The following is a 17372-nucleotide window of genomic DNA, read 5'->3' as shown; positions in this document are numbered from 1 at the left end:
GCAGGATTTAATTTCTTAATAAGAAAATGCCTTATTACTTATTCTTCTTTCTATAAGAAAAATGATATTGTAAGTACTTATAAGCATCTCTAGGTATAATTTTAATCCATCTTTTATGACGAAGTAACCACTGAAAGCGAATAGACTTTAAGTTTTTAGTTAAGTATGCAGCAATAAATGGATGAACATTTAACGTAATATCTTCATACCGAACATCACTATTCACAATACGGTCTAATTCAGCTTCAATTTTATCGATTAATACAATTGGAGCTTCAACTTCACCATCTTTATTAGGATTAGGTTCACGAGTTTTTATTTCGAGTTCAGGTCTAACTCTTTGACGTGTAATTTGTACTAGTCCAAATTTACTTGGAGGAAGTATTTTATGCTTAGTTCTGTCTAAAGACATGGCTTCTTTAAGGTGTTGATATAGTTTTTGCCTGTTTTCAGCAGTTTTCATATCTATGAAATCAACCACTATAATACCACCCATGTCTCTTAATTGTAATTGCCTAGCAATTTCTGTAGCTGCAATTAAATTAACTTCTAACGCTGTTTCTTCTTGATTTTTGGCCTTGTTAGATCGGTTACCACTGTTTACATCAATAACGTGTAAAGCTTCTGTATGCTCAATAACCAAATAAGCACCCTTACTCATAGAAACGGTTCTACCAAAAGATGTTTTGATTTGTCTTTCGATACCGTATTTCTCAAAAATAGGAACGTTAGATCTGTGGAGTTTAACTATGTTTTCTTTTTCAGGATATATCTTTTGTAAGTATTCCTTTATTTCTATTTTTAAACTCTCATCATTAGTTATAATATTAGTAAAAGAATCGTTCATTACATCTCTTAAAATCGAAGATGCTCTATCTAACTCACTTAATACTTTTGTTGGAGTATTGGTGTTTGCAATGCGTTTGCATAGTGTTTTCCAACGGTCTAATGAGTTTTGTAAATCCTTATCTAATTCAGCTACTCGTTTTCCTTCAGCAACCGTGCGTAAGATAAGTCCGAAACCTTTCGGTTTAATACTTTTTGCTAATTTCTTTAAACGTTCTTTTTCTTTATTATCGGTAATTTTTTGTGAAACCGATACTCTGTTTGAAAAAGGAACTAAAACTAAAAATCTACCAGCAATAGAAAGCTCTGAGCTAATTCTAGGGCCTTTAGTAGAAATTGGTTCTTTTACGATTTGAACTAATAAATTTTGACCTGATTTTAGTACGTCGTTAATACCTCCGTTTTTGTCGATGTCATCTTCGGAACGGAAGTTTTTTAAAGTGAACTCTTTAAATTTACCTGTGCTTACTTTCTTTATAAATTTACTTAATGATAAAACTTGTGGTCCTAAATCATGATAATGTAAAAATCCATCTTTAGGATACCCAACATTAACAAAAGCGGCATTCAATCCAGTCATTACTTTCCCAATTTTGGCTAGGAATATATCTCCAACTGAAAATTTATTGTCGCTTGTTTCTTTATTTAATTCAACAAGTCTACCATCTCGTAACAAGGCAAAATCAATATCAGAAGAATTTGAACGAATTATTAATTCTGTTTTCATCTGAATAAATTTTATGTTTACATATTTGAATGTAAACTGATTAAGATTTTGGAAGCAGGTATTTTAAAATACCAATGAGGTTGAATAACCTCAATTTCAAAGAACGTGGTGTATTTCTTAAGCAAGAGAAAAGTAAGTAGATATCTACTTACTTTTTCTTGTGACGATTAGCTCTTGCTCTTTTTTTTCTTTTGTGCGTAGAGATCTTAGCTCTCTTTCTTTTTTTACCACTTGGCATAGTTATAATGTTTTATAGACTCTTTAATAAGAGTGAGTTAATATTGTTTACTTAACTGCAACCTTAGCTTTTACTCCTTCCGTAAATGTCTTAGCTGGTTTAAAAGCTGGAATGTTGTGAGCAGGAATTTTGATAGTTGTATTTTTTGAAATGTTTCTACCAGTTTTTTCAGCTCTCGTTTTGATGATGAAGCTTCCAAAGCCTCTTAAATATACATTATCTCCACTTTCTAATGAATCTTTAACTTCAGTCATAAATGCCTCTACAGTTGCTAAAACATCAGCTTTCTCTATTCCTGTTTTGTCTGAAATCTTCGATACGATATCTGCTTTTGTCATTATATATATATTTTATTTGTGATATTTTGTTTTTACGAGCGTGCAAATATATGATAATTAATCAATTCGTAAAATAATTGTTCTTAAAAAAAGTATAAATTAATTGCTGTATTTTCGAATTCCTAAATTTAAGAAATGTTTTTTTATAAAACTTTGATAAACTGGTATTTAAAAAATAATAGAGAGCTTCCTTGGAGAAAAGTGAGAAATCCATACGAAATTTGGTTAAGCGAAATTATATTACAACAAACACGAGTTGCTCAAGGTCTACCTTATTTTTTGAAGTTTACTGAGGCTTTCCCTACTGTTTTCGACTTGGCAGCAGCTGAAGAGAGTGAGGTGCTAAAACTATGGCAAGGACTTGGATATTACTCACGAGCGCGTAATTTACATTTTACTGCAAAGTATGTAGCGAATGAATTAAAAGGAGTTTTTCCAGAAACATATGAAGGGCTGCTAAAATTAAAAGGAGTAGGCGATTATACAGCTTCGGCTATTGCATCCATTTGTTTTGATGAACCAGCTGCCGTTGTAGACGGAAACGTTTATCGAGTATTATCAAGGTTTTTTGGAATTGATAAACCTATAAATACCACGAAAGGAATAAAAGAGTTTAAAGTACTTGCGCAGTCTATTATTCAGGAGGAAGAACCAGGAAGATATAATCAAGCTATTATGGATTTTGGTGCTTTACATTGTAAACCTCAAATTCCACTTTGTAATGAATGTCCACTTGCTAGTAATTGTGTTGCTTTCGAAAAGAACATTGTTGGAGATCTTCCAGTGAAGCTAAAAAAAATAAAAGTAAAAAAGAGGTTCTTTAATTATTTGGTCATCGTTACAGATAAAGATGAAACTATTTTTTCTGAACGAACAGGAAAAGGAATTTGGCAAGGCTTGTATCAGTTTCCTTTGATAGAAAGTAAAAATAGTGTTAGTATTGACGAATTAGTCTCGAATGAAGATTTTATTTCTCTTATTCCTAACAATGCGGAGGTTTCATTATTCAACCAAAAGGAAGTAATACATAAATTATCACATCAGCATTTATATACAAAATTTTGGATTGTGAATATAAATAAGATGCAGGGAGATTTTATTCCTTGGAAAAAAATTGATGAATATCCTACCTCAGTTTTGATCAGCAATTTTTTAAAGGATTATACAAAAACGAAATAACTTAATTTGTATATTTGAAATTACACAATAGTAAAAATATGTCAGGAACAATCAATAAGGTAATTTTAATCGGTCATTTAGGAGACGAAATTAAAATGCATTATTTTGAAGGAGGAAATGCAATTGGAAGATTTCCATTAGCGACGAATGAGACATATACCAATCGTCAAACAGGTGAAAGAGTAACCAATACGGATTGGCACAATATTGTAGTACGAAATAAACTAGCTGAAATCTGCGAAAAATATTTAACCAAAGGAGATAAAGTATATTTAGAAGGAAGAATCAAAAACCGACAATATGAAGTAGATGGTCAAAAAAGATATTCTACAGAGATTCAGGTTCAAGAAATGACTTTCCTTTCGACGAAAAAAGAACTTAATTCCCCTTCTAACATGAATCAGGCACAACCGATTCAAAATACGAATCCTTCTGCTGTAAAAGAGGAAGAGGACGATTTACCATTTTAGTTTAATTAAAATTTAGAATTTGGACCCAGAACCCTATTTTTTATTCATAACTAACGCTACATTTATAACAACATCGAGTTTAATTGCATTGTTTGTTCTTCTTATATGCTCTGCATTAGTTTCAGGAACAGAAGTTGCATTCTTTTCACTTTCCCAAACAGATTTAGATGAGTTAAATGAAGAAACCAAAGGAAAAAGTCTTGTTGTAAAACTTCTTGAAAAACCCAAAAAGTTATTAGGTACAATTCTGGTAACGAATAACTTTATCAATATTTTAATTGTCTTGATTTTTGCTTCGTTGGAAGATTTTATGTTCGGAGGGATTAATTTTTCAATTGATGTAGGGTTTACAATTATACCGGCCTCAGTCATTAAAGTTTTCATTCAAGTTGGATTAGTCACCTTTTTAATTCTATTGTTTGGTGAGGTTTTACCTAAAGTTTATGCGAGTAGAAAATCTTTACTGTTTGCTAACTTAATGTCGGGACCAATTTATTTCTTAAATGCCTTGTTAACTCCGTTAAGTAAACCTCTAATTGGACTGACCAATAGTATTGAAAGAAGATTAGGGAATAAAAACAACAATCTTTCTGTAGAAAAATTGTCACAAGCTTTAGAATTAACATCTGAAGATTCAACAACGAAAGATGAACAAAAAATTCTTGAAGGAATAGTAACTTTTGGTAATACGGAAACCGTACAAATAATGAAACCAAGAACAGATGTTTGCGCAATATCTGATGATACACCTTATGAAGAGGTTCTGAAAATTATTTTAGAAAATGGCTATTCTAGAAACCCAGTTTATCACGAGAATATTGATAATATTGTAGGGGTATTGTATGCCAAAGATTTATTAGCTTACTTGAATAAAAAAACTTTTGATTGGAAGAGTTTATTAAGAGAACCGTTTTTTGTTCCGGAGAATAAGAAACTTGATGATTTGTTAAAGGAGTTTCAAGATAAAAAGAACCATTTAGCTATAGTAGTTGATGAGTACGGAGGTACAAGTGGGATTGTAACTCTTGAAGATGTTATAGAGGAAATTGTAGGAGATATTAATGATGAGTTTGATAATGATGATTTAACGTATTCTAAAATTGATGAAAACAATTTTGTTTTCGAGGGAAAAATTACAATTCGTGATTTATGTAGGGTTTTAGATGAAGACGAAACACTTTTTGAAGAGGAAAAGGGTGAAAGTGAAACATTAGCTGGATTTATTTTAGAGGTTTCGGGAAAATTTCCTCGAAGAGGTGAGAAAATAAACTTCAAAAAATACGTTTTTACCATAGAAGCACTTGATAGAAAAAGAATTAAACAAGTAAAAGTTACAAGAAATGTATAGGTATGTTTTAATGTTTTTGGTGTTGGCTTTTGTTAGCTGCGGTAGTGAAACTATTCCAAAACCTAAGGCTTATTTAAGTTTGAATTATCCAGAAAATAAGTACAAGGTATTTGAATCGGAAAGACCTTATTTATTTGAAATTTCCTCAGAAAGTAATGTACAAGAACTACCTGAGAATTGGTTAAAAATTAAATACCCAAAACTAAAAGCCTCTGTTGATATTACCTACAGGCCAGTAAGTGATAATTTGAAAGAATTATTAATGGAAGCAGAAAAATTGGTTTTTGAACATACCATTAAAGCTGATAATATTTCTAATACCGAAAACTTCATTGATGAACAAAAAAGAGTGTTTGGGAAAATGTTTTTTATCCACGGAAATGCCGCTTCCCAAGTTCAATTTCATGTAACCGATAGTGTAAAACACTTTCTAAAAGCATCATTGTTTTTCTATACAAAACCAAACTATGATAGTGTACTTCCAGCAGTGGATTATATCAAAAAAGATATGATTCATATGATGGAAACATTACAGTGGAAAGAGTAATCTACCCTTCCAAGACAGAAAATTCTTATGTGTCATTGAAAAGTAAGGAAATCCCTTACTTTAAGTATGGGAAATTCATCAAAATTGCGTGTTTAAAATTATAATTTTGTTCAATATAAATGTTGCAATCAAAAACTAATACAAAAGTGAAAAGGATATTTTTAGCGTTAGTCTTTATGTCGAGTTTTATTTACGCTCAATCTGAAATGGAGTTTTCAGAAAAAGTTGAGATTATAAAGTACGAGCAAAATGAAAACTATACAAAACCAAAGGTTATATTATTTGAATTTTCAGGTGATACACATTCAATTAATTATTATCTGGATTTATCTAAACAATTGAAAAAGAGATTTAGGAAAATAGGTGTTAAAAGTAAGTTTAACTATAATTTACATAATCCATCACCGTTGAAGGCTGATCTAGAATCAATTCCTGAAAGAAAGTTCAATAAAAACGATTTCCAATTTGTTTGTTATCTAAAAATGAAAGACTTTAATAGTTGGGATAATCATTTATTAGACAAAAGAAAACAAAACTATAAATTAGAGGTTAAACTTGACAAAATGAAAAAGGAATCTGTTTTTATTATACTAGATATTAATACATATTATACCATAGCAAATCAAAATAAAGTTATTGCTTCTACAATTGCACAAAAACTTAAATAGTTTAAAGTAAGGCTTATAATGTAATTCGCACTAGGATGATTTTTAAACTAGTTAAACACCTGTTAGTCATCATATTTCTAACAGTTTTCACTCAAATTGGAGGTGTTGTTTATTTGCTTGTTATTTTCGGTTTGAAGAATTTTGATAATAAGATTAAGCTTGTCGTATTTTTGTTGATGTATGTTATAATTTCCTTTGTTGTTGTTCCTTGTATTTCTCCATATTTTGGAAGAGTTAGAATTGTAAATTCAGACTATCTTCAGCCACGATCTTTCCTCTACACCTTAACAAATAGAAACTATGTTGTTCCAGAAATGAATGAGGTTTTACAATCTGTTGCAGAAAATTATGAAAAGAGTAAATCAGGAGCGAAACTCATTTATTTAGATGCAAATTTTCCTTTTTTTAATGGATTTCCTTTATTACCACATTTGAGTCATAACGATGGTAAAAAGATTGATGTAACACTTATGTACAAAGATGGAAAAGGAAAATTAACTAATAGAAAACCATCAATTAGTGGTTATGGAGTTTATGAGGAGCCAATAGAAAAGGAATACAATCAAATTGATGTTTGTAAGCAAAAAGGTTTTTGGCAGTACGATTTTCCTAAATACCTCACCTTTGGAAGGATAAACCTCGACTTAGAATTTGCTAACGAGGCCAATAAAGAATTGATTAATTTGTTCTTAAAACATCAAAAAGTGAGTAAAATATTTATAGAACCTCACTTAAAAAGTAGATTGAAATTGAATAATTCGAAAATTAGATTTCATGGTTGTCAAGCGGTCAGACACGATGATCATATTCATGTCCAGTTACGCTAAACGCTTTACCTTTCTGCTTTGTAACCATAGGTAAAACTGAAGTCCAAATAATATAGCTCCTGCAAGTAAATGAACGGCTTGTGTACCTAGTGGGAATTCAGCATAGTACATTAAAATTCCAGTAATCGTTTCTAAGAAAATTAAAAAAACAATCCAATTTACAAGCTTGTAACCTAAGTTTCTTACTTGATTCAAATAAAACATTCCAACATTTACAAGAATTATTGCAATTGTAAAAGATCGGTGGAAGTAAAATTTAAAACTAGGATTCATCAGACTGTATTGTTTATTGTCAAATCCGAATTGCTTTACTTGCTCATCAATAAATTGTCTTACCTGAGTTCCCATTGCAATTTGAATCAAAGAGAATATCACAGAGAATATTAACAACCTATTGAATAAAGTATCAAATTTATAGGTGTTGTTTTTTTCTGTTACAATAAATCGTAGGTATAAAAGCAGTGCAACAATAACTAACCCAATTACCATATGAATAGTAATAATTGTTGGTTTTAAATTTGTATCAACAACCGTTTTTCCCAGCCAAGCTTCAAAAAGCATAAGAAAGAAAGCGACAAATGAAATAATTGTGATGGTTTTGTTTTCTTTTCGAAATTGAAACGCGCCATACAATAAAAAAAGAAATACAAATCCTGCAACAACAGATATTAAACGATTTATATATTCAGTCCAGGTGTGATATTTGTTAAACTTGGCGTAATCGTGTTTGGTATATTTTGACCAATTCTTTGGATTAAAGCTGGTTCCGGTTGTTAAATCACTTTCCGCAACGAATAAAACTTCGTCTTTAACAATTATCATTCCCTGTTTAAATTCCTTATTTGCTTGCCAAGTAATTTGTTCTTCCGAGGTAGGAGGTATGTAATATCCAAAGCATTTTGGCCAATCTGGACATCCCATTCCAGATCCAGTCATACGAACTATCGCTCCAGCTAAGAAAATTAAATAAACAGTAATTAAGGTAATTTTTACAATTCGAGGAAAGTGTTTTTTCATCAAAAAATGTTTTTACAAAGATACGGTAAAAGCATAAAAAAAGCGCTCTACAAATAAGAGCGCTTTTCTTTAAAATGAATTTAAATTATGCTTTCTTAGTAGCACAATTATCTTTCTTGCAATCTTCCGCACATGCTTGCTTATTAGTTTCATCTTTACAGCACTCTTTTTTACTATCAGAGCAACTTTTAACATCTTTACTATTTGATTCTGAAGCTTTGTATGTGTTACCATCACCAACTCCCTCAACAAAAGCAATTAAGCTAGCTTTATCTATTTTCTCTGCGTCATATTTTATAGTTGCCAAACTATCAGCAAAAACAACTTTAGCCTCTAAAACTCCTTCTTTCTTATCAAGTTTAGATTCTATTGTTTTAGCACATCCTATCTCGCAAGACATTCCTGATACATTTAAAGATAGCATTTCAGCTTTCGCAACTTTAGTTTCTTTAGTTTCTCCTTTTTCAGCTTCAGATTTACAACTTGTAATAATAGAGGCTGTTAAGAATAAGACAAATACTACTTTTAATAATTTCATTATTTACGTCTATTTAATTATTTCACAAATTTATTAAAAAAAGATTTTTAAGTCTTTAAAATAGACGAATTTTACATTTTAAACGACGAGATGAACAAGATTCAATATAAATGGGTGTATTTAGTGTTGCTTTCTTTAATTTGGGGAAGCTCTTTTATTTTAATGAAAAAAGCACTTTTAGGATTAACTCCAATACAAGTAGGAGCATTAAGAATATTAATAACCGCTTTTTTTCTTTTGTTAATTGGTATTAAGAGTTTAAAAAAGATTAAAAAAAAACAATGGAAGTATGTTTTTTACAGTGCTCTTTTAGGAACTCTTTTCCCTTCCTTTTTATTTGCGTTTGCGGTTGAGAAAATCGATAGTTCTATTGCTTCTATATTGAATTCCTTAACACCTTTTAATACTTTATTGGTCGGTACTTTGGTTTTTGGTTTCTTATTTCAAAAGAAACAAATTATTGGAATATTGGTAGGTTTATTGGGAACATTAGTTTTAATTTTGAAAGGAGCAGATTTAAACCCTAATCAAAATTATTGGTTTACTTTATTTCCGATTATTTCTTCTATTGGATATGCATTTAATGTGAATATTATTAAGAAGTATTTACAAGACTTAGAACCATTAGCAATTACAACAGGAAATTTTGTTCTAATTATAATTCCTGCATTAATTGTATTAGCAACAACCGGTTTTTTTACTTCTTTTGAATTGAATGAAACAACAGAACCAGCTTTATTTTACATATGTATTTTAGCTGTAATTGGAACTGGGTTTGCGAAAATCATGTTTAATAAGTTAATCCAAATTTCTTCTCCGATATTTTCTTCTTCAGTAACTTATTTGATTCCTATCGTGGCTGTAATTTGGGGAATTTTAGATGGTGAGAAGTTAAGTGTAATTCAGTTAATAGCTGGGGTTATTATATTATTTGGAGTTTATTTGGTGAATAAAAAGAAATAAAAAAAGAGTCGAAACTTTCGTTCCGACTCTTAGTATTTGTATTACTTCTGATTATTGAAAATCTGCATCAGTAACACCTTCGTTAACTTTAATTTCTTTAATGACAAAGTTTAAATCCATTGGTCCTTGTTTTACATTTGTTTTGTGAGGGAATTTTACTCCGTTCACCTCTTTATAATCTCCAAATGTAGTTGGTACTTTAACTTCGCCTTGAGGTCCTTTAACTGTTCTTAAGGACTGAATTTTTAATCCAGATTTCATATCATAGTAAATCTCTGTATCATTATACTTAATTACATAAGCATTGTTTCCGTCAACAGGTTCAATTCTATCTAATTTTCCAGCTTTGTAAGCTTCATCTTCAAAAGGAGATTTTCTAGCTTGAGCTTCCTCTAAATCTTTACCTTCTAAATCTTTTCTTCTTCCTTGCGCTTCTGCATAACCCTTGGTTCCATCAAAAACTTGCTTACTAAATGTTTGTCCCATTCCTGAAACAACAACAGAAGATTTGTTAGGAGCAGCTGATTTACTTGTTAAAGTAAGTTCAAATCCTTGAACTTTAGCGTTAGATACACTCATTACAGTTTTTATTACTTCCACTTTATCTTTACCTCCAATAGCTTCGAAGTATTTGTCTACAACACTTGTTGCTGTTACTCCTGCTGGAATTGGTAAACTCATTTTAGGCTTAGTTGTAGCATTACCTTTTTTATCGAAATACTTGATTGCGTAATCAGTAGTTTTCTCTAAGTTATCTAAAACTTCAATTCCTTTACCTGTAATAAAGATTCTTGCTTTATCACCTTTGAAATACTTAATTGCTGCATTTTGAACATCATCTAAAGTTACAGAATTGATGTTTTCTAAGTAGTTTTCATAAAAGTCGTTAGATAAGTTATAACGAGCAATGTTTAATGCGAAATTAGCTACAGTTCTTGGTTTTTGAACGTCCATTACGAAGTTTCCTACGTACTGAGCTTTTGCATTCTTTAATTCTTCTTCCGAAACTTTTTGGTAACGAATTTTGTTGATTTCTTTTTGTAATTCAACAACAGCACTATCAGTTACCATATTACGTACACTCGCTGTAGCTCTAAATGTTCCTGCATATCTACTTTGACTTAATCTAGAGTAAGATCCATAAGTATAACCTTTATCTTCTCTTAAGTTCATGAATAAACGAGCAGTTCCACCACCACCTAAAATGTTGTTTGCTAATAATGCAGCATAGTATTCTTTATCACCTAAAGTTAAATCAACATTATTTACAACAGCAATTTCTGATTGTACAGCGTTTGGCATATCAATAAAATTGATTTCTGTTGTAGATGGATTGGAAGTTTGAGGCATTGTGTAAGCAGGAATGTTTCCTTTTTTCCAGTCTCCGAATAATTTCTTAACTAACTTTTTTGTTTTCTTTGGGTTGATGTCACCAACGATAACTAAGTAAGCATTGTTTGGCTTGTAGTATGTGTTATAATTGTTTTTCACATCAGCAAGAGAAATATTTTTAATACTCTCAGGAGTTGTAAACTCACCGAATGGGTGGTTGCTTCCATAGGTTAAGTAATCTTCAACTCTACGAGCAATTGAAGTCACGTTTTTTTCATTGTTTTTTAACCCATCTAAAGTTCTTTCAACTTCTTTATCAAATTCTTCTTGAGAGAATACCGAATTTTTTACTCCGTCTGCCATTAAAGCTAAAATTTCAGGGAAATATTTTTTTAATGAAGAAGCAAATGCTCCACTTTCGAAGAAATTAACGTTAGCACCTAAATAGTCAATTTTTTCATTGAAGTCATCTTTAGACATAGCTGTAGTTCCATTTCCTAATAAACTTCCCATCATACTTGATAACCCTGCCTTGTCTCCTTCAAAAATAGGCTTATTATCGATGGTTAAGTTTGCTGATGCTCTTGGTAATTTATGGTTTTCTACCATAATTACTTGTAAACCATTTGAAAGTGTAAACTTTTCTGGTTTTCCTAATTTAATTTTAGGAGCAGGTCCGGGTTTCGGTTGTTTGTTTAAATCTCTTTGTGCACTTGCAGCAAAAGTCATTACTATAATTGCTACGAATGATAATATTTTTGTTTTCATGATTGTTGTTTCGTTCTTTTAGATATTGAAATTATTTCTTCTGTTCTGGTAAATATTCCATCACTAATCTTTGATTAGGATTTAAATATTTCTTTGCTACATTTCTAATATCTTCTCTAGTAATAGATCTGTAAATGTCAATTTCAGTATTGATAAGATTAGTATCTCCATATAGAACGTTATAACGTGCTAAAGAGTTGGCAATTCCTTCAACACTTGAGTTAGAGTTTACGAATCGGTTCTCAAATTGGTTTTGTAATTTTTGGAAGTCTCTTTCAGAAATTAATTCATTTTGGAGTTTTACGATTTCAGCATCCATTTCTTTGCTTAAGTCTTCTAACGATGTTTTACCTAACGGTAAAGCAAATAAAATATATGTTCCGTAATCTTCTTGGCTTAAATTAATAGCTCCGGCCTGTAAAGCCATTTTTTTAGTATCAACAAGCTTCTTGTATAATACAGAACTTTTACCAGTACTTAAATGTGTAGAAATCATATCTAAAATCCTAGAATCCTTAGTTTTCATTGAAGGAGTTCTATAAGCTTGCATAATTGCAGGGATCTGAATGTTTGGATCGTAAGCTTTGGCATTCATTTGAGAAGTAATTGGATCTTCCTTAGGGAATTTTCTTTCGATATCTTCTCCTCTTGGAATTCTTCCGAAGTACTCTTTGATTAATTTTTTAGCTTTTTTTACATTGATGTCTCCGGCAACAACTAAAGTTGCATTATTAGGAGTATAGAACTTCTTGTTGAATGCTAAAAACTCTTCTAAAGTTGCAGCATCTAAGTGTTCCATTTTTCCAATAGTAGTTCCTTTATATGGGTGCTTTTTGAAAATATTTTTCTTTACGTTTTCTAAAAAGCGAGAATAAGGTTGATTATCTACACGTAATCGTTTTTCTTCCTTCACTACTTCATTTTGCGTGTCTACACCATCTTGTTTAATAATTGGGTGTAATAAACGCTCAGATTCCATCCATAAACCTAATTCTAAGTTGTTTGATGGAAAAATTTCGTAGTAATATGTTCTGTCATCAGTAGTATTGGCATTGTTTCTACCCCCATTTGAAGAAACAATTTTAAACCAATCTCCTTTTTTGATGTTCTTTGTACCTTCAAAAAGTAAATGCTCGAAAAAGTGAGCCATTCCTGTTCTGTCCGGTTGTTCATCTTTAGCACCTACATGATACATTACCGAAGTAACTACTACCGGAGCAGAGTTGTCTTCATGTAAAATAACATGCATTCCATTATTTAAGTCATACTCTTCAAAAGCTACCTGTTGTGCACTTGCGGAAAAAAGAGCAGCAACTGCAGTAAGCGTTAAAATGGTTTTTTTCATCAGTTTTGATTTGAAAATTTCTAATAATTTTAAAATTTGTCGCTAATACCTTTGATTTGTTACAGAAATTGTAGATAAAAAAAGTCATAAAGTTTTGTATAAAGTAAGAATACAAGTAGCGCACAAATTATTTTGACTATAAGGCTTTGTTTTTCAGTAAAAAACAGTATATTTGCACCCGCATTTTAGTTAAAATGCTGTATATAATTAAAGTATAAACGCAAAACAAATAGTATGTACGCAATCGTAGAGATAGCAGGGCAGCAATTTAAAGTAGCAAAAGACCAAAAAGTTTACGTTCACCGTTTACCAGAGGCAGAAGGATCTAAAGTGACTTTTGATAAGGTAATGTTAATTGAAGATAAAGGTAATGTAACTGTTGGCGCCCCAGCTATAGAAGGTGCAGGAGTAACTGCAAAGATCTTAGGTCATTTAAAAGGAGACAAAGTAATCGTTTTCAAGAAGAAAAGGAGAAAAGGTTACAAAAAGAAAAATGGTCACCGTCAGTACTTAAGTGAAATCCAGATCGAAAGCATCGCTGCTTCAGGTACAAAAGCTGCTAAGAAAGCAGAGCCGAAAAAAGCAGAAACAAAGAAAGAAGCTCCGGCTGTAGAAGCAAAAGCTGAATCTAAAGATTTAAGTTCAATGACAGTTGCTGAATTAAAGGCTTTAGCTAAAGAAAGAGGTATTACAGGATACACTTCTTTAAAGAAAGCTGAATTAATAGAAGCTTTAAGTTAATTATTAACCTTTAAAAAACTATAAAAGATGGCTCATAAAAAAGGTGTCGGTAGTTCGAAAAACGGTCGTGAATCGGAATCGAAACGATTAGGAGTTAAAATTTTTGGAGGACAAGCTGCAATCGCAGGTAATATTATTGTTCGTCAAAGAGGAACACAACATTATCCTGGTGAGAATGTATACATGGGTAAAGATCATACTTTACACGCTAAAGTTGACGGTGTTGTACAGTTCCGAAAAAAGAGAGATAACAAATCATACGTTTCAATAGTTCCATTCGAGGCATAAGAAACTAGCTGATAGAAAATAAAAAAACGCTCAATTTAATTATTGAGCGTTTTTTTGTTTAAGGGATTATTAAAAATAGGGGTATATTTTTATTAAAATTTTGATGATTTATTTTATTACTACAAATAAAGTAACATTTTAGAGACATTCACTTAACATAGGTTAAGTGTTGTGTTAAAATGTTTAATTTTTTGCATTCCATTCGTTTAAAAACTGATTTAAGAATAACTCCATGAACTTATGTCTTTCAATTGCAAGCCTTCTCCCAGTATCTGTATTCATTTTATCTTTTAATAGAAGTAACTTTTCATAGAAGTGATTGATTGTTGGTGCATCAGACTTTTTATATTCCTCTTTAGTCATATTTAAATTCGGTTCTATTTCAGGGTCGTATAAAGCTCTATTTTTAAACCCACCATAATTGAAACATCGAGCAATTCCAATGGCACCAATAGCATCTAATCTGTCAGCATCTTGTACAATATCCAGTTCAATTGATTTAAATTCTTGCTTGAAATTCCCTCCTTTAAAAGAAATATTTTCAATTATATTTTTCACATGTTCAATAGTTTTAGAGTCAACATTTTGCGACATTAAAAATTTACTAGCAACTTTAGGGCCTACAGTTTCATCGCCGTTATGAAATTTGCTATCAGCAATATCATGAAGTAACGCTCCTAAAGAAACAATTAGTAAGTCAGCTCTTTTCTCGTTTTCAGCAATAGTCAAAGAATTTTTGTATACTCTTTCTATATGAAAATAGTCATGACCTCCTTCTGCATTTCTCAATGTTTGTTTTACGAAGTCAATTGTGTTTTGGATAATTTGAGATGTGTTCATACGCAAAAATAAAAAATCCCACTTCATAGCGGGATTTTCAATTTATAAACAATATACCTTACCTTGATAAGGTAGGACTTTTAATTAAATTCTTTGATACTAAATGTTCCGCAATTTGAATTGCATTGGTCGCAGCTCCTTTTCTAAGGTTATCTGATACAATCCATAAATTTAATGAATTCGGTTGAGATAAATCCCTACGAATACGACCGACAAAAACTTCATCTTTACCATGAGCATTTAGTGGCATTGGGTATTCGTTGTTTTCAATATTGTCCTGGACCACAACACCTGGGGTTTCGGATAATAATGTTCTTACTTCTGATAATTCGAAATCATCTTCAAACTCAATATTTACAGATTCAGAATGCCCTCCAACTACAGGAATTCTTACAGCAGTTGCAGTAATACCAATACTCGCGTCATTAAGTATTTTGTGGGTTTCACGAGTTAATTTTAGCTCTTCTTTAGTGTATCCTGCTTCCTCAAAAACATCGCAATGGGGTAAAGCATTTTTATGAATAGGATGAGGGTATGCCTTTTCTCCATCAACTCCATTTACTTCATTCTCTAATTGTTTTACAGCTTTAACCCCTGTCCCTGTAATTGATTGATAAGTTGAGATAACCAATCTCTTTATATTATATTTTGAATGTAAAGGCGCTAGTGCTAAAACCATTTGAATAGTGGAACAGTTTGGGTTCGCAATAATTTTATCATTTTCAGTTAATTTATCAGCATTAATTTCTGGTACAATTAACTTATTGTCAGGGTTCATTCTCCAAGCAGATGAATTATCAATTACAGTAGTTCCAACTGCAGCAAATTTCGGTGCCCACTCTAAAGAAGTACTTCCTCCAGCTGAAAATAAAGCGATATCTGGTTTTATATTAACTGCATCTTGTAAACCAATTACTGAATATGTATTTCCGCCAAAATCAATTTTTTTACCCACCGAACGTTCAGAAGCTACTAAGTACAGTTCGCTATATTTAAAGTTACGCTCTTTTAATACTTGTAACATTACCTTACCTACCATTCCAGTCGCTCCTACTACAGCTATTCTCATTACAAAATATTCTTGTTTACTTGTTAATATTAAATTTTGAATTACAAATTTCAAGAAAAAAAGTTTTGCAACCATCTCTAAAATAGAAAATTTCACAAAATGTTTAATTTTTAACAAATTGTTGTTTTGCAATTAAAAAACTAAAAATTTAACTTTGCACCTTACATTATATTATTAACTTTAAAAGGTATAGCATGCAACTGTACAACAAGTTAAGCGCAGAAGAGCGCGCTACATTAATTGATGAGGCGGGAAAAGATCGTCTCACTATTTCATTCTATCAATACTACAAGATAGAAAATCCACAAATCTTTAGAGATAAATTATTTATTGAATGGAACACGCTTGATGTTCTTGGAAGGACCTATGTTTCTTATGAAGGAATCAATGCTCAAATTTCTGTTCCAGCTGATAATTTTTTAGCGTTAAAAGAGCAACTAGATAGTATTTCTTTCCTTAAAGATATACGTTTGAATGTCGCTGTAGAGCAAAATAATAAGTCTTTTCTTAAGCTTAAAATTAAAGTGAGAAATAAAATCGTTGCGGATGGTTTAAATGATGATACATTTGATGTAACAAACAAAGGAGTTCACTTATCAGCTAAAGAGTTCAATGAAATGCTAGCAAATCCAAATACGGTTTGTGTTGATATGCGTAATCATTATGAAAGCGAAATAGGTCATTTTAAAGGAGCTGTAACACCTGATGTTGATACATTTAGAGATTCTTTAGATATTATCGAAGAGGATTTAAAAGAACATAAGGAAGATAAGAATCTTTTAATGTACTGTACTGGAGGGATCCGTTGTGAAAAAGCGTCAGCTTACTACAAGCATAAAGGATTTAAAAATGTATTCCAACTTGAAGGAGGAATTATTGAATATACACGTCAGGTTAAGGAGGAAGGAATTGAAAATAAATTTATTGGAAAGAATTTTGTATTTGATCATAGAAGAGCTGAAAGAATCTCTGATGATGTAGTTTCTAATTGTCATCAGTGCGGGAAACCTTGTGATACGCATACAAATTGTGCAAATGAAGGTTGTCATTTATTATTTATTCAATGTGATGAATGTGCTGAAAAAATGGAGAATACTTGTTCAGCAGAATGTCAAGAAATAATTCATTTACCTTATGAAGAGCAGAAAGCTTTGCGAAAAGGTAAACATGCAAGTAATAAAATCTTCAAGAAAGGACGATCTGAAAAGTTAAAGTTTCAAAAAGGGAACACATGTAATGCATAAATAAGAGCGCTCATTCGAGCGCTTTTTATAATTTTATAG

Annotated in this window: 18 protein-coding genes; 10 read left to right on the top strand and 8 right to left on the bottom strand. The window is 31.2% G+C overall.

Annotated features, from left to right (window positions below):
* Positions 1-34 precede the first annotated feature (34 nt).
* On the bottom strand, positions 35-1573 hold the full coding sequence (locus BTO06_RS15660; RefSeq protein ID WP_100926202.1) for an Rne/Rng family ribonuclease: 1539 nt from the start codon (positions 1571-1573) through the stop codon (positions 35-37).
* A gap of 285 nt (positions 1574-1858) precedes the next feature.
* Positions 1859-2149 carry an HU family DNA-binding protein gene (locus tag BTO06_RS15655; protein ID WP_100926201.1) on the bottom strand — a complete coding sequence of 97 codons (291 nt, stop codon included), beginning with the start codon at positions 2147-2149 and terminating at the stop codon, positions 1859-1861.
* 135 nt (positions 2150-2284) lie between these two features.
* On the opposite strand from BTO06_RS15655, the gene mutY reads away from it, so the two are divergent.
* The 6 genes from mutY (at position 2285) to BTO06_RS15625 (ending at position 7188) form a co-directional block, all read left to right on the top strand.
* On the top strand, positions 2285-3328 hold the full coding sequence (gene mutY / locus BTO06_RS15650) for an A/G-specific adenine glycosylase (RefSeq protein ID WP_100926200.1): 1044 nt from the start codon (positions 2285-2287) through the stop codon (positions 3326-3328).
* Positions 3329-3366: 38 nt separating this feature from the next.
* Positions 3367-3798, top strand: a complete 432-nt coding sequence (locus tag BTO06_RS15645) for a single-stranded DNA-binding protein (protein ID WP_100926199.1) — start codon at positions 3367-3369, stop codon at positions 3796-3798.
* A 19-nt stretch (positions 3799-3817) separates the two neighbouring features.
* On the top strand, positions 3818-5146 hold the full coding sequence (gene gldE, locus BTO06_RS15640; protein ID WP_198517093.1) for a gliding motility-associated protein GldE: 1329 nt from the start codon (positions 3818-3820) through the stop codon (positions 5144-5146).
* Positions 5139-5693, top strand: a complete 555-nt coding sequence (gene gldD, locus BTO06_RS15635) for a gliding motility lipoprotein GldD (protein ID WP_100926198.1) — start codon at positions 5139-5141, stop codon at positions 5691-5693. Before gldE ends, gldD begins: the two co-directional genes overlap by 8 nt.
* A gap of 146 nt (positions 5694-5839) precedes the next feature.
* The gene (locus BTO06_RS15630) at positions 5840-6361 is read left to right on the top strand and encodes a hypothetical protein (protein ID WP_198517092.1); all 522 of its coding nucleotides are present in this window, start codon (positions 5840-5842) and stop codon (positions 6359-6361) included.
* A 35-nt stretch (positions 6362-6396) separates the two neighbouring features.
* Positions 6397-7188 carry a hypothetical protein gene (locus tag BTO06_RS15625; RefSeq protein WP_100926196.1) on the top strand — a complete coding sequence of 264 codons (792 nt, stop codon included), beginning with the start codon at positions 6397-6399 and terminating at the stop codon, positions 7186-7188.
* On the opposite strand, the gene BTO06_RS15620 is transcribed toward BTO06_RS15625, so the two are convergent.
* Positions 7180-8205, bottom strand: a complete 1026-nt coding sequence (locus tag BTO06_RS15620) for a COX15/CtaA family protein (protein ID WP_100926195.1) — start codon at positions 8203-8205, stop codon at positions 7180-7182. The two genes, BTO06_RS15625 and BTO06_RS15620, sit on opposite strands and share 9 nt — an antisense overlap.
* A gap of 85 nt (positions 8206-8290) precedes the next feature.
* Entirely contained in the window at positions 8291-8743 is a 453-nt protein-coding gene (locus BTO06_RS15615; RefSeq protein WP_100926194.1) for a cation transporter, read from the bottom strand.
* Between the two features lie 90 nt (positions 8744-8833).
* Between BTO06_RS15615 and BTO06_RS15610 the strand changes: the two genes are divergently transcribed.
* Positions 8834-9706, top strand: coding sequence for a DMT family transporter (locus tag BTO06_RS15610; protein ID WP_100926193.1), 873 nt, complete (start codon positions 8834-8836; stop codon positions 9704-9706).
* Positions 9707-9757: 51 nt separating this feature from the next.
* Here BTO06_RS15610 and BTO06_RS15605 read toward each other — a convergent pair whose 3' ends face one another.
* Together BTO06_RS15605 and BTO06_RS15600 are read right to left on the bottom strand one after the other, a co-directional pair.
* Positions 9758-11806, bottom strand: coding sequence for a M16 family metallopeptidase (locus tag BTO06_RS15605; protein ID WP_100926192.1), 2049 nt, complete (start codon positions 11804-11806; stop codon positions 9758-9760).
* A 31-nt stretch (positions 11807-11837) separates the two neighbouring features.
* On the bottom strand, positions 11838-13151 hold the full coding sequence (locus BTO06_RS15600) for a M16 family metallopeptidase (protein ID WP_100926191.1): 1314 nt from the start codon (positions 13149-13151) through the stop codon (positions 11838-11840).
* A 234-nt stretch (positions 13152-13385) separates the two neighbouring features.
* On the opposite strand from BTO06_RS15600, the gene rplU reads away from it, so the two are divergent.
* Together rplU and rpmA are read left to right on the top strand one after the other, a co-directional pair.
* Entirely contained in the window at positions 13386-13892 is a 507-nt protein-coding gene (rplU, locus tag BTO06_RS15595; protein WP_100926190.1) for a 50S ribosomal protein L21, read from the top strand.
* A gap of 27 nt (positions 13893-13919) precedes the next feature.
* Positions 13920-14180, top strand: coding sequence for a 50S ribosomal protein L27 (gene rpmA / locus BTO06_RS15590; RefSeq protein ID WP_100926189.1), 261 nt, complete (start codon positions 13920-13922; stop codon positions 14178-14180).
* 183 nt (positions 14181-14363) lie between these two features.
* On the opposite strand, the gene BTO06_RS15585 is transcribed toward rpmA, so the two are convergent.
* The gene (locus BTO06_RS15585) at positions 14364-15020 is read right to left on the bottom strand and encodes an HD domain-containing protein (protein WP_100926188.1); all 657 of its coding nucleotides are present in this window, start codon (positions 15018-15020) and stop codon (positions 14364-14366) included.
* Positions 15021-15078: 58 nt separating this feature from the next.
* On the bottom strand, positions 15079-16089 hold the full coding sequence (locus BTO06_RS15580) for an aspartate-semialdehyde dehydrogenase (protein ID WP_100926816.1): 1011 nt from the start codon (positions 16087-16089) through the stop codon (positions 15079-15081).
* A 194-nt stretch (positions 16090-16283) separates the two neighbouring features.
* On the opposite strand from BTO06_RS15580, the gene trhO reads away from it, so the two are divergent.
* A complete protein-coding gene (trhO, locus tag BTO06_RS15575) occupies positions 16284-17333 on the top strand; it encodes an oxygen-dependent tRNA uridine(34) hydroxylase TrhO (RefSeq protein WP_100926187.1) in 1050 nt (349 codons plus the stop codon).
* Positions 17334-17372: the final 39 nt, after the last annotated feature.

It is taken from the genome of Tenacibaculum sp. SZ-18, assembly GCF_002813915.1.
Taxonomy (GTDB): domain Bacteria; phylum Bacteroidota; class Bacteroidia; order Flavobacteriales; family Flavobacteriaceae; genus Polaribacter.
This window is presented reverse-complemented; position numbering and strand designations above follow the sequence as displayed.

Coding starts and splice junctions, on each gene's coding strand:
- BTO06_RS15645 (WP_100926199.1), top strand. CDS start 3,367: ATGTCAGGAACAATCAATAAGGTAATTTTAATCGGTCATTTAGGAGAC.
- BTO06_RS15605 (WP_100926192.1), bottom strand. CDS start 11,806: ATGAAAACAAAAATATTATCATTCGTAGCAATTATAGTAATGACTTTT.
- BTO06_RS15600 (WP_100926191.1), bottom strand. CDS start 13,151: ATGAAAAAAACCATTTTAACGCTTACTGCAGTTGCTGCTCTTTTTTCC.
- BTO06_RS15655 (WP_100926201.1), bottom strand. CDS start 2,149: ATGACAAAAGCAGATATCGTATCGAAGATTTCAGACAAAACAGGAATA.
- BTO06_RS15660 (WP_100926202.1), bottom strand. CDS start 1,573: ATGAAAACAGAATTAATAATTCGTTCAAATTCTTCTGATATTGATTTT.
- BTO06_RS15620 (WP_100926195.1), bottom strand. CDS start 8,205: ATGAAAAAACACTTTCCTCGAATTGTAAAAATTACCTTAATTACTGTT.
- rpmA (WP_100926189.1), top strand. CDS start 13,920: ATGGCTCATAAAAAAGGTGTCGGTAGTTCGAAAAACGGTCGTGAATCG.
- BTO06_RS15610 (WP_100926193.1), top strand. CDS start 8,834: ATGAACAAGATTCAATATAAATGGGTGTATTTAGTGTTGCTTTCTTTA.
- mutY (WP_100926200.1), top strand. CDS start 2,285: ATGTTTTTTTATAAAACTTTGATAAACTGGTATTTAAAAAATAATAGA.
- BTO06_RS15615 (WP_100926194.1), bottom strand. CDS start 8,743: ATGAAATTATTAAAAGTAGTATTTGTCTTATTCTTAACAGCCTCTATT.
- rplU (WP_100926190.1), top strand. CDS start 13,386: ATGTACGCAATCGTAGAGATAGCAGGGCAGCAATTTAAAGTAGCAAAA.
- gldD (WP_100926198.1), top strand. CDS start 5,139: ATGTATAGGTATGTTTTAATGTTTTTGGTGTTGGCTTTTGTTAGCTGC.
- BTO06_RS15625 (WP_100926196.1), top strand. CDS start 6,397: ATGATTTTTAAACTAGTTAAACACCTGTTAGTCATCATATTTCTAACA.
- BTO06_RS15585 (WP_100926188.1), bottom strand. CDS start 15,020: ATGAACACATCTCAAATTATCCAAAACACAATTGACTTCGTAAAACAA.
- trhO (WP_100926187.1), top strand. CDS start 16,284: ATGCAACTGTACAACAAGTTAAGCGCAGAAGAGCGCGCTACATTAATT.
- BTO06_RS15580 (WP_100926816.1), bottom strand. CDS start 16,089: ATGAGAATAGCTGTAGTAGGAGCGACTGGAATGGTAGGTAAGGTAATG.